This window comes from Enterobacter sp. MG-EB028 (assembly GCF_056673305.1).
Genome location: NZ_CP195079.1, coordinates 2,734,030 through 2,746,233, shown reverse-complemented (window position 1 = coordinate 2,746,233; position 12,204 = coordinate 2,734,030). Strand labels below are relative to the sequence as shown.

At 49.7% G+C, this 12,204-nt stretch carries 9 protein-coding genes; 7 read left to right on the top strand and 2 right to left on the bottom strand.

Annotation, left to right across the window (positions count from 1 at the left end; translation table 11 throughout):
* The first annotated feature begins 33 nt into the window (after positions 1-33).
* The 3 genes from rssA (at position 34) to galU (ending at position 3,150) form a co-directional block, all read left to right on the top strand.
* Positions 34-936 carry a patatin-like phospholipase RssA gene (rssA, locus tag ACR42C_RS13085; RefSeq protein ID WP_479984194.1) on the top strand — a complete coding sequence of 301 codons (903 nt, stop codon included), beginning with the start codon at positions 34-36 and terminating at the stop codon, positions 934-936.
* A gap of 91 nt (positions 937-1,027) precedes the next feature.
* Positions 1,028-2,041: a two-component system response regulator RssB gene (gene rssB / locus ACR42C_RS13080; RefSeq protein ID WP_116339408.1), complete on the top strand. Its 1,014-nt coding sequence runs from the start codon at positions 1,028-1,030 to the stop codon at positions 2,039-2,041.
* Between the two features lie 200 nt (positions 2,042-2,241).
* Entirely contained in the window at positions 2,242-3,150 is a 909-nt protein-coding gene (gene galU, locus ACR42C_RS13075; RefSeq protein WP_479984193.1) for a UTP--glucose-1-phosphate uridylyltransferase GalU, read from the top strand.
* 198 nt (positions 3,151-3,348) lie between these two features.
* Here galU and hns read toward each other — a convergent pair whose 3' ends face one another.
* Entirely contained in the window at positions 3,349-3,762 is a 414-nt protein-coding gene (hns, locus tag ACR42C_RS13070) for a histone-like nucleoid-structuring protein H-NS (protein WP_008502781.1), read from the bottom strand.
* Positions 3,763-4,310: 548 nt separating this feature from the next.
* Here hns and tdk point away from each other — a divergent pair.
* A complete protein-coding gene (tdk, locus tag ACR42C_RS13065) occupies positions 4,311-4,925 on the top strand; it encodes a thymidine kinase (RefSeq protein ID WP_028013433.1) in 615 nt (204 codons plus the stop codon).
* Positions 4,926-4,990: 65 nt separating this feature from the next.
* Here the strand turns inward: tdk and adhE are convergent, their stop codons facing one another.
* Positions 4,991-7,669, bottom strand: coding sequence for a bifunctional acetaldehyde-CoA/alcohol dehydrogenase (gene adhE / locus ACR42C_RS13060; protein ID WP_028013432.1), 2,679 nt, complete (start codon positions 7,667-7,669; stop codon positions 4,991-4,993).
* Between the two features lie 478 nt (positions 7,670-8,147).
* On the opposite strand from adhE, the gene ACR42C_RS13055 reads away from it, so the two are divergent.
* The 3 genes from ACR42C_RS13055 to oppB all read left to right on the top strand — a co-directional run bounded on the left by ACR42C_RS13055 (position 8,148) and on the right by oppB (position 12,202).
* Positions 8,148-8,795 (top strand): YchE family NAAT transporter, encoded by a 648-nt coding sequence (locus tag ACR42C_RS13055; protein ID WP_316379678.1) that lies wholly within the window; start codon positions 8,148-8,150, stop codon positions 8,793-8,795.
* Positions 8,796-9,566: 771 nt separating this feature from the next.
* Entirely contained in the window at positions 9,567-11,198 is a 1,632-nt protein-coding gene (gene oppA, locus ACR42C_RS13050; RefSeq protein ID WP_028013430.1) for an oligopeptide ABC transporter substrate-binding protein OppA, read from the top strand.
* 83 nt (positions 11,199-11,281) lie between these two features.
* Positions 11,282-12,202, top strand: coding sequence for an oligopeptide ABC transporter permease OppB (gene oppB / locus ACR42C_RS13045; RefSeq protein ID WP_028013429.1), 921 nt, complete (start codon positions 11,282-11,284; stop codon positions 12,200-12,202).
* The last annotated feature ends 2 nt before the right edge of the window (positions 12,203-12,204 follow it).

Below are 12,204 nucleotides of genomic sequence, written 5' to 3'. Positions count from 1 at the left end.
TGTCAGGAATCCAGGGGAAGTAAAACAGGGCTAATGAGAAAGGTTAAAATTGGACTGGCGCTGGGCTCAGGTGCAGCCCGCGGATGGTCTCATATCGGCGTGATTAATGCCTTAAACAAAATGGGTGTTGACGTTGATATCGTTGCAGGATGTTCAATAGGATCGCTGGTCGGCTCCGCTTACGCGTGCGGCAAACTCCCTGAACTCGAAACCTGGGTACGCTCCTTTAGTTACTGGGACGTGCTACGTCTGATGGATCTCTCCTGGCAGCGCGGTGGGCTGTTGCGCGGTGAACGCGTCTTTAACCAGTTCCGCCGGGTGATGCCTCTCGAAGATTTTACTGACTGCCGGATGCCTTTTGGCGCCGTCGCGACGAATCTCAGCACAGGCCGTGAACTCTGGCTGACCGAAGGGGATATTCACCTTGCGGTGCGTGCTTCATGCAGTATTCCAGGGCTTATGGCGCCTGTGCCCCATAACGGCTACTGGCTTGTCGATGGTGGCGTCGTGAACCCGGTTCCCATCTCTCTGACGCGTGCCATGGGGGCCGACATCGTCATCGCCGTGGATTTGCAGCACGATGCTCATCTGATGCAGCAAGACCTTATGCCGGTCAATCTCCAGGGCGAAAGTGCCGAAGTCGAAAAGCTTGCCTGGCATGAGCGCCTGCGCGGAAGAATCGGGCGTATGACCGCACGGCGATCGGTTGCCGCGCCGACGGCCATGGAAATCATGACCACCTCAATTCAGGTTCTTGAAAATCGCCTCAAACGTAACCGTATGGCCGGCGATCCACCGGATATTCTTATTCAGCCTTACTGTCCGCAAATCTCTACCCTTGATTTCCATCGGGCTGAGGCCGCCATCGCAGCGGGCTCGCTAGCCGTCGAAAAGAAAATAGACGAGTTGCTGCCGTTTGTGCGAACAGCACGTTAAGCACCTTTTTTTGACTACTTCAGCAAAATCTGACAGGCGATAGTGCCGATAGCATGCCACTATTTAGTAACTGTCAGCCAGGGGAGGAACCATGACGCAGCCATTGGCCGGAAAACACATTTTGATTGTTGAAGACGAGCCCGTTTTCCGATCTCTACTGGATTCGTGGTTATCCTCGCTGGGAGCAAACACTTTACTGGCCGAAGATGGTGTCGACGCGCTGGAAAAAATGACCGGTATGACGCCCGATCTGATGATTTGCGACATCGCGATGCCGCGAATGAATGGGCTGAAACTGGTTGAACATCTGCGCAACGAGGGTGACCAGATGCCCATTCTGGTGATCTCCGCGACTGAGAATATGGCGGATATTGCCAAAGCATTACGTCTTGGCGTTCAGGATATTCTGCTTAAACCCGTCAAAGATCTGAGCCGGCTACGTGAAACGGTATTAGCGTGCCTTTATCCGAATATGTTTAATTCCCGTGTTGAGGAAGAGGAACGCCTTTTTCAGGACTGGGACGCGCTGGTGAGTAATCCGCCAGCGGCGGCGAAATTGCTGCAAGAGCTTCAGCCTCCCGTTCAGCAAACTATTTCCCACTGCCGCGTAAATTATCGCCAGCTGGTGGCGGCCGATCAGCCTGGGCTGGTGCTGGATATTGCACCTCTGTCTGATTCTGACCTCGCATTTTATTCTCTGGACGTAACCCGGGCAGGGGATAATGGCGTATTAGCTGCGTTGTTACTTCGTGCGCTCTTTAATGGATTATTGCAGGAACAGTTATCACATCAGGGACAACGGCTCCCTGAGTTAGGCAGTTTACTCAAACAGGTAAACCAGCTTTTTCGTCAGGCTAATTTACCCGGACAGTTCCCGCTGCTGGTTGGTTATTACCATAGCGGTTTAAAGAATCTTATCCTCGTTTCAGCAGGTCTCAACGCGTCATTGAATACCGGGGAGCACCATATTCAGGTGAGTAACGGTGTGCCGCTTGGAACACTGGGAACGGCGTATCTCAATCAAATTAGCCATCGCTGTTCTTCCTGGCAGTGCCAAATTTGGGGTGCCGGGGGAAGGCTACGCTTAATGTTGTCCACGGAATAAGCAATTGGATCTTAATTTTAAGATTGCTTTACCTGTGTTTTCTCGGGAGTGCTACTATCGCTGCCCAGATTCATGCGTATTTGTCCTAATTGATCGGCAACGCGTTCTTTTCAGACCCGGACTGCGGGGCGAGGCTGATATACTCAACGCGTTATTTATTGCATAAAAGTTCAAAACTTGAACAGCTCAGGAGAATTTGAATGGCTGCCCTAAATTCGAAAGTCAGAAAGGCCGTCATCCCGGTAGCGGGATTGGGGACCAGGATGTTACCAGCAACTAAGGCGATTCCTAAAGAGATGCTGCCTCTGGTTGATAAGCCATTAATCCAGTATGTCGTTAATGAGTGTATCGCGGCCGGCATCACTGAAATTGTGCTGGTTACGCATTCATCTAAAAACTCTATCGAAAACCACTTCGATACAAGTTTTGAACTCGAAGCCATGCTGGAAAAACGCGTTAAGCGTCAGCTGTTAGAAGAAGTTCAGTCTATTTGCCCTCCGCACGTTACCATCATGCAGGTCCGTCAGGGGCTGGCTAAAGGTCTGGGCCACGCGGTTATGTGCGCACACCCGGTTGTGGGTGATGAGCCTGTCGCGGTTATTCTGCCTGACGTTATTCTGGATGAATACGAATCCGATCTTTCCCAGGATAACCTGGCTGAGATGATCCACCGCTTCGACGAAACGGGCTGCAGCCAGATCATGGTTGAGCCTGTTGAAGATGTGACCGCTTACGGTGTTGTTGACTGCAAGGGTGTGAGCCTTGAGCCTGGCGAAAGCGTGCCAATGGTTGGTGTCGTAGAGAAGCCTAAAGCCGACGTAGCGCCGTCTAATCTGGCGGTGGTGGGTCGCTATGTCCTGAGCGCTGAAATCTGGCCTCTGCTGGCGAAAACGCCTCCAGGAGCAGGGGATGAAATCCAGCTGACGGATGCCATTGATATGCTGATCGAGAAAGAGACCGTTGAGGCTTACCACATGAAAGGTAAGAGCCATGACTGCGGTAATAAGCTCGGTTATATGCAGGCGTTCGTTGAATATGGCATTCGCCATAATACGCTGGGTGAAGAATTTAAAGGCTGGCTCAAAGAGAGTATGGGTATTAAGAAATAACCCGGGCGTAAATCTCTGAAACCGGTGTGGCGCTGCCCACCGGTTTTTTTATGCCCATAAAACGCCATCACGAGCCTGTTTGTAAGCAAAACTAAATAGCCGAATAACGCTTTATGACGGAGTGTAAGAGGATGTTTGTGATAAATTGCGGGCAAAAAAAATCCCGCCAGAGGCGGGATTTTTCTGAATTCGGCGTGATTAATCCTTGATCAGGAAGTCATCCAGCTGTTTACCTTGCTCATCCATGGCTTTCTTGATTACAGCAGGAGTACGGCCCTGGCCGGTCCAGGTTTTAGTTTCGCCGTTCTCATCAACATAGCTATATTTAGCAGGACGGGCAGCGCGTTTTGCTTTGGTACCGGTTTTTGCAGCAGCCATGCTGTTCAGCAATTCATTTGGATCGATACCATCAGCAATCAGCATTTCACGATATTGCTGCAGTTTACGCGTACGCTCTTCGATTTCAGCAGCAGCAGCGCTTTCTTCTTCGCGACGTTCATTAACTACAACTTCTAATTTTTCCAGCATTTCTTCGAGCGTTTCAAGGGTACATTCTCTTGCCTGCGCACGAAGAGTACGGATGTTGTTCAGAATTTTAAGTGCTTCGCTCATTGTAGTAATCTCAAACTTATAATGGGGGGTGGTTTGTTGACCTAATAATAGAGCCATAAATTCAGATGTGCAATAGCCAGGAATGTAAGGAATTCAAAAAATACTAAATAAAGCCGCTATTATTAATTACGCTAACTTAAATTTCCTCTTCGACAGTCTCGCTTGTTATCACGATAACCTGCTTAACCCCGTCGCTTGCATCTTTTTTTTGTGACATTTACCGCAGGAATTATAGTTTCGGCGGATAAATATCAGCCTTTTGTATTAGTTCCAGGCTACGGCGCTAAGGCAGGAATAGTTAATAAATAGTGAATTTTAATGAACGCGGATTCCACTATAAAAAGAAGTGTTATGTTTGGCTAACCATATAACCTATTCATCAGCATGACCTCCATTACTCTCTGTTTTAACGGATTATTTTTGCGAAAAGAAGGTGTTTTACACCTTTCAGCACGGCATCGTTTGTGCGGCGTGTCGCTGATGACCAGACAAAATATGGTACAATGAATCATCGGGAATATTACACATTGATTAGGGTTTGACGGCCAATGGCACAACTTTATTTCTACTATTCGGCAATGAATGCCGGTAAATCCACCGCGCTGCTGCAATCCTCATACAATTACCAGGAACGAGGAATGCGTACCGTTGTTTATACTGCTGAAATCGACGATCGCTTCGGTGCAGGGAAGGTGAGTTCCAGAATAGGCCTCTCTTCGCCAGCCAGGCTTTTTAACCCGCAAACTGACCTGCTGGAGGATATCCGCGCTGCGCATGCGTCAGAGCCCATTCACTGCGTTCTGGTTGATGAGAGCCAGTTCCTGACGCGTGAACAGGTGCACGCGCTCTCTGAAGTGGTTGATGAGCTCGATATTCCCGTCCTGTGCTACGGATTGCGTACGGACTTCCGCGGGGAACTGTTTGCCGGAAGCCAGTATCTGCTTGCCTGGTCAGATAAGCTGGTTGAACTGAAAACTATCTGCTTCTGCGGACGCAAGGCCAGCATGGTGCTTCGTCTCGACCAGGCCGGAAAACCTTATGCGGACGGTGAGCAGGTGGTGATTGGCGGCAATGAACGCTATGTGTCGGTCTGTCGTAAGCATTATAAGGAAGCATTGTCCGTAGGCTCGCTCACGGCGATCCAGCACGACAACAGAAAATAATATCTGCTGTTGTTCAGACATAAAAAAACCCGCCACGAAGGCGGGTTTTTTCATCAGGCTGTCAGTTAAGCACTTTTCTTCGCTTTCTTGTCAGCTTTAATGACCGGAGCTTCTGTTTTCACAGCAGCAACGTCACCTTCCTTGAACTCACGACCATAGTAGGTATCCAGCAGGATCTGTTTCAGCTCGGAGATCAGTGGGTAGCGCGGGTTAGCACCAGTACACTGGTCATCGAAGGCATCTTCAGACAGCTTGTCTACGTGAGCGAGGAAGTCAGCTTCCTGAACGCCTGCTTCACGGATAGATTTAGGAATACCCAGTTCAGCTTTCAGGCTTTCCAGCCATGCCAGCAGTTTCTCAATCTTCGCAGCAGTACGGTCGCCCGGTGCGCTCAGACCAAGGTGGTCAGCGATTTCAGCATAACGACGACGCGCTTGCGGACGGTCGTACTGGCTGAAAGCAGTCTGCTTGGTTGGGTTGTCGTTAGCGTTATAACGGATAACGTTGCTGATCAACAGGGCGTTCGCCAGACCGTGAGGAATGTGGAACTGTGAACCCAGCTTGTGCGCCATAGAGTGGCAAACACCCAGGAAGGCGTTCGCAAACGCGATACCAGCGATGGTTGCTGCACTGTGGACACGTTCACGTGCTACAGGGTTTTTAGAACCTTCGTTGTAGGATGCTGGCAGGTTTTCTTTCAGCAGTTTCAGAGCCTGCAGAGCCTGACCGTCAGAGAACTCAGACGCCAGTACAGAAACGTAGGCTTCCAGGGCGTGAGTGACCGCATCCAGACCACCGAATGCACACAGAGATTTCGGCATCTCCATAACCAGGTTGGCATCAACGATAGCCATATCTGGGGTCAGCGCGTAGTCAGCCAGTGGATATTTCTGACCTGTTGCGTCATCCGTTACCACCGCAAATGGTGTCACTTCTGAACCGGTACCGGAAGTGGTAGTGACGGCGATCATTTTCGCTTTCACGCCCATTTTCGGGAACTTGTAGATACGTTTACGGATGTCCATAAAGCGCAGCGCCAGTTCTTCGAAGTGGGTTTCCGGATGCTCGTACATAACCCACATGATTTTCGCGGCGTCCATTGGGGAACCACCACCCAGTGCGATAATCACATCTGGTTTGAATGAATTCGCCAGCTCAGCACCTTTGCGGACAACGCTCAGGGTCGGGTCAGCTTCAACTTCGAAGAACACTTCAGTTTCGACGCCAGCCGCTTTCAGTACAGAGGTGATCTGGTCAGCGTAGCCGTTGTTGAACAGGAAACGGTCAGTCACGATGAGCGCACGTTTGTGGCCATCAGTAATCACTTCATCCAGCGCGATTGGCAGAGAGCCACGGCGGAAGTAGATAGATTTCGGAAGTTTGTGCCACAACATGTTTTCAGCTCGCTTAGCAACGGTTTTCTTGTTGATCAGGTGTTTTGGACCAACGTTTTCAGAGATGGAGTTACCACCCCAGGAACCACAACCCAGAGTCAGGGAAGGTGCGAGTTTAAAGTTATACAGGTCGCCAATACCACCCTGAGAAGCAGGGGTGTTAATCAGGATACGGGCTGTTTTCATCATCTGACCGAAGTGGGCAACACGCTCTGGCTGGTTATCCTGGTCAGTGTACAGACATGAGGTATGACCGATACCGCCCATGGCAACCAGCTTCTCGGCTTTCTCTACCGCGTCTTCGAAATCTTTCGCACGGTACATAGCAAGCGTTGGAGACAGTTTTTCGTGAGCAAACGGCTCGCTTTCGTCGACAACTTTAACTTCACCGATCAGGATTTTGGTGGTTGCCGGAACGGTAAAGCCTGCGAGTTCAGCGATCTTATAGGCTGGCTGACCCACGATAGCGGCGTTGAGCGCGCCATTTTTCAGGATAATGTCCTGAACTGCTTTCAGCTCTTTACCCTGCAGCAGGTAGCCGCCGTGGCTGGCGAAACGCTCACGTACTGCGTCGTACACGGAATCGACAACAACAACAGACTGTTCAGATGCACAGATAACGCCGTTATCGAAGGTTTTAGACATCAGAACAGATGCCACAGCACGTTTGATGTCAGCGGTTTCATCGATAACAACTGGGGTGTTACCTGCACCCACACCGATAGCTGGTTTACCGGAGCTATATGCCGCTTTAACCATGCCAGGACCACCGGTCGCCAGAATCAGGTTAATGTCCGGGTGATGCATCAGCGCGTTGGACAGCTCAACAGAAGGTTGGTCGATCCAGCCAATCAGATCTTTTGGCGCGCCAGCGGCAATTGCAGCCTGCAGAACGATGTCTGCTGCTTTATTTGTCGCGTCTTTTGCACGTGGATGCGGAGAGAAGATGATTGCGTTACGGGTCTTCAGGCTGATCAGTGATTTGAAGATAGCCGTTGAAGTTGGGTTAGTGGTTGGAACAATACCGCAAATGATACCGATAGGTTCGGCGATGGTGATCGTCCCGAAGGTGTCGTCTTCAGACAGAACGCCACAGGTTTTCTCATCTTTATAGGCGTTGTAGATATACTCAGAAGCAAAGTGGTTTTTGATCACTTTATCTTCAACGATACCCATGCCAGATTCGGCAACGGCCATTTTAGCGAGAGGGATTCGAGCATCTGCAGCAGCCAGAGCGGCCGCGCGGAAGATTTTATCAACCTGTTCTTGGGTGAAATTGGCATATTCACGCTGGGCTTTTTTAACGCGCTCGACGAGGGCGTTCAGTTCAGCGATATTAGTAACAGCCATAATGCTCTCCTGATAATGTTTAAACTCTTTTAGTAAACCAGCGCTCGATACGTCAGACAGTATAGACAGTGCCAATACGACTTGCGTTACATAAAGTAAAACAAAGGGTTACTTTATGCTCCAGTACACTAATTTACTAAAAGAGCCTTACCTTAGCATCATCCCTTTTTGCCAGGTGACCTCCCTAGGGGCGTAATCAAGATTACTCACTTCTGAGTACGGAAATCATGATCTGCGTCAATTTTCCACTAAGCTGATACCTTTCAGCAGGGTTATTTAATGGATATATTTCCACTGTTAATTAATTAAGTAACTATTTGAAGTGGCGCTATCATTGTCTCAACATATGTTTAACATTCTGAAATGCTAACGTTTTGGCACAGATTTCTGGTGAAGTATGCTAATAAAAAGCGTATCTTCAGCGCGATTTTTCATGACAACGTACCAGTCCCGGGCATGCGCAAAAGCGGAGCAAAACGTGATCCAATCGCTCTTTGATTTTCCTACGTATTTCAAATTTTTTATTGGTTTGTTTGCCCTGGTCAACCCGGTGGGGATCATTCCTGTCTTCATTAGTATGACCAGTTACCAGACGGCGGCGGCCCGGAACAAAACCAATCTCACCGCTAACCTGTCTGTGGCGATCATTTTGCTCACCTCGCTTTTCCTGGGAGATGCCATTCTCCAGATCTTTGGCATCTCGATTGACTCCTTCCGCATTGCGGGCGGGATCCTGGTGGTGACCATTGCCATGTCCATGATCAGCGGTAAGCTGGGTGAGGATAAGCAGAACAAGCAGGAAAAGTCAGAAACCGCCATTCGCGAAAGTATCGGCGTGGTTCCGCTGGCGTTACCCCTGATGGCCGGGCCGGGTGCCATCAGTTCGACGATTGTCTGGGGTACGCGTTACCATAGCCTCATGCACCTGATTGGCTTTTCTGTCGCAATTGCCGTTTTCGCGCTCTGTTGCTGGGGTGTATTCCGCATGGCGCCGTGGCTGGTGCGCTTGCTGGGGCAGACGGGCATTAACGTTATTACGCGTATCATGGGGCTGCTGTTGATGGCACTCGGGATCGAGTTCATTGTAACGGGTATTAAAAGCATTTTCCCCGGCTTGTTGCATTGATATTTCATATGAAAGAACGGCGCTGCGGCGCCGATTTTTTTATGTAATTATCAGCAAATCATATAAATAAAGTTGAAATGCTCACATATCATAATAAATTCTACTAATAATGTTCATTGCTTGTATTTCATAGAGTTATGAATTCCCCTCCAGTCCGCCTGCGCAGAAAATCTTCGAACGCTCTGTTATTTTACTCACACGATAGTCTGGGGCTTGCTGAGTGATAACCGAAATGATATTAGTAATTTCAACATTCATGTAGATGAATGTGCTAAATAATAACCAGTTGTTAAATTTTTGTACAAAATCACGCGACGATAGCGCAGCGACGCGCTTGTAGAGAAAGCTTTCTCTATCATTTTGAATGTTATTGGTTTTTCTTAATGTTCAACGTCTGGCAGGGCCGCCACCAAAGATACGGCACTCACCGTAAAAGAGAATTGCTTAACAAATTTGCAAAATGTATTGGCGCGTGTTTACGCCATTTGATACTTTCCGGCCTAATATTTTGCAGCATAAAACAACCAGATGAGAATTATTTTCATATAGTCCTCTTCTCAGATATCCGGCACAGGTCTCAAACAGGGGAGGCCTGGCAAGAATCGACGCAAGACGGCCATACGAGCGGTCAGTAATAAAAAAGTCGGTGATAGCAAGAAGTAAAAAAAGAACCTGACAGCAGCAAAAAAAACTCCTGCGCTGTACAGGCCCCAACAGGGGATTAAACAGCTGGCGAAAGCCAGTAATTATAATGAGTGGAGTACCAACACAATGTCCATCATCACAAAAAAAAATCTGGTAGCGGCGGGGATTTTAACTGCGCTAATCGCGGGCAACGCTGCAATGGCTGCGGACGTTCCGGCAGGTGTTCAACTGGCGGAGAAACAGACGCTGGTTCGTAACAATGGTGCGGAAGTGCAATCTCTCGACCCGCACAAAATTGAAGGCGTTCCTGAGTCGAACGTTAACCGCGACCTGTTCGAAGGCCTGCTGGTGACTGACGTAGACGGCCACCCGGCACCGGGTGTGGCAGAAAAGTGGGAAAACAAAGATTTCAAAGTCTGGACCTTCCATCTGCGTAAAGATGCCAAATGGTCCGACGGTACACCGGTTACCGCCGAAGATTTCGTGTATAGCTGGCAGCGTCTGGCGAATCCAAACACCGCTTCTCCGTATGCGAGCTATCTGCAGTATGGCCACATCGCCAATATCGATGACATCATCGCTGGTAAAAAGCCGGTCACCGACCTGGGCGTGAAGGCGATCGATGCTAATACCTTTGAAGTGACGTTGAGTGAACCTGTTCCGTACTTCTATAAGCTGCTGGTTCACCCGTCCGTATCGCCTGTACCAAAATCCGCTGTCGAAAAATTTGGTGAAAAATGGACACAGCCTGCCAATATCGTGACCAACGGTGCCTATAAGCTCAAAGACTGGGTGGTCAACGAACGTATGGTACTGGAGCGTAACCCGCAATACTGGGACAACGCGAAGACCGTGATTAATCAGGTCACCTACCTGCCAATCTCTTCCGAAGTGACCGACGTTAACCGCTACCGCAGCGGCGAAATCGACATGACCTATAACAACATGCCGATTGAACTGTTCCAGAAGCTGAAGAAAGAGATCCCGAAAGAAGTTCACGTCGATCCGTATCTGTGCACCTATTACTACGAAATCAACAACCAGAAAGCACCGTTCACCGACGTGCGCGTTCGTACTGCGCTGAAGCTGGCACTGGATCGCGATATTATCGTGAACAAAGTGAAAAACCAGGGCGATCTGCCAGCGTACAGCTACACGCCTCCGTATACCGATGGGATGAAGCTGGTTGAGCCTGAGTGGTTCAAGTGGTCACAGGAAAAACGAAACGAAGAGGCGAAAAAACTGCTGGCTGAAGCAGGATACACCGCAGATAAACCGCTGACGTTTAACCTGCTGTACAACACATCAGATCTGCATAAGAAACTGGCGATTGCGGTCGCGTCTATCTGGAAGAAAAACCTGGGCGTGAACGTTAAGCTGGAAAACCAGGAGTGGAAAACCTTCCTCGATACGCGTCATCAGGGGACCTTCGACGTGGCGCGTGCGGGCTGGTGTGCGGACTATAACGAACCGACCTCATTCCTGAACACCATGCTCAGCGACAGTTCCAACAACACGGCGCACTATAAGAGCCCGGCGTTCGACAAGATCATCGCCGAAACGCTGAAAGTGTCTGACGATGCGCAGCGCGCAGAGCTGTACGCGAAATCAGAAGAGCAGCTCGATAAAGACTCTGCAATTGTACCGGTTTACTACTACGTTAACGCCCGTCTGGTGAAACCGTGGGTAGGGGGTTATACCGGTAAAGACCCGTTGGATAATATTTCCGTTAAGAATCTCTATATTATCAAGCATTAATGGCAATACGTGGGGCGAGCCTGGCTTGCCCCACTGTGTCTACTTTGTAACATTCATCAGGCACACGCCAGAAGGTACGGGCAATGTTGAAATTTATCCTGCGTCGCTGTTTAGAAGCGATACCAACGTTATTTATTCTAATTACGATTTCCTTCTTTATGATGCGTCTCGCGCCGGGGAGTCCATTTACCGGTGAACGCACGCTGCCGCCGGAAGTTATGGCGAACATCGAGGCGAAGTATCACTTAAACGATCCCATCACCACCCAATACTTCAACTATCTGAAGCAGCTGGCGCACGGTGATTTTGGACCGTCATTTAAATATAAAGACTATTCCGTTAACGACCTGGTGGCCTCCAGCTTCCCGGTGTCGGCAAAACTGGGTGCTGCAGCATTCATTCTGGCCGTCGTTCTCGGGGTCACCGCAGGCGTTATCGCCGCGCTCAGACAAAATACCAAATGGGATTATGCCGTAATGGGGGTGGCAATGACCGGGGTAGTGATACCCAGTTTCGTTGTCGCGCCATTGCTGGTGATGATATTTGCCATCACGCTGAAATGGCTGCCCGGGGGCGGCTGGAACGGCGGGGCATTGAAGTTCATGATTTTACCGATGGTGGCATTATCGCTGGCATACATCGCCAGTATTGCGCGTATCACCCGTGGTTCTATGATCGAAGTGCTGCACTCAAACTTCATCCGTACCGCACGCGCGAAAGGGCTGCCGATGCGCCGGATCATCTTCCGCCACGCGCTCAAGCCGGCGCTGCTGCCAGTGCTTTCCTATATGGGACCGGCATTCGTCGGCATCATTACGGGTTCAATGGTTATCGAAACGATCTATGGCCTGCCGGGCATTGGTCAGCTGTTCGTTAACGGGGCGCTTAACCGTGACTACTCGCTCGTTCTGAGCCTCACGATCCTCGTGGGCGCGCTGACCATTCTCTTTAACGCCGTTGTCGATGTGCTGTATGCCGTTATCGACCCGAAAATCCGTTACTAACG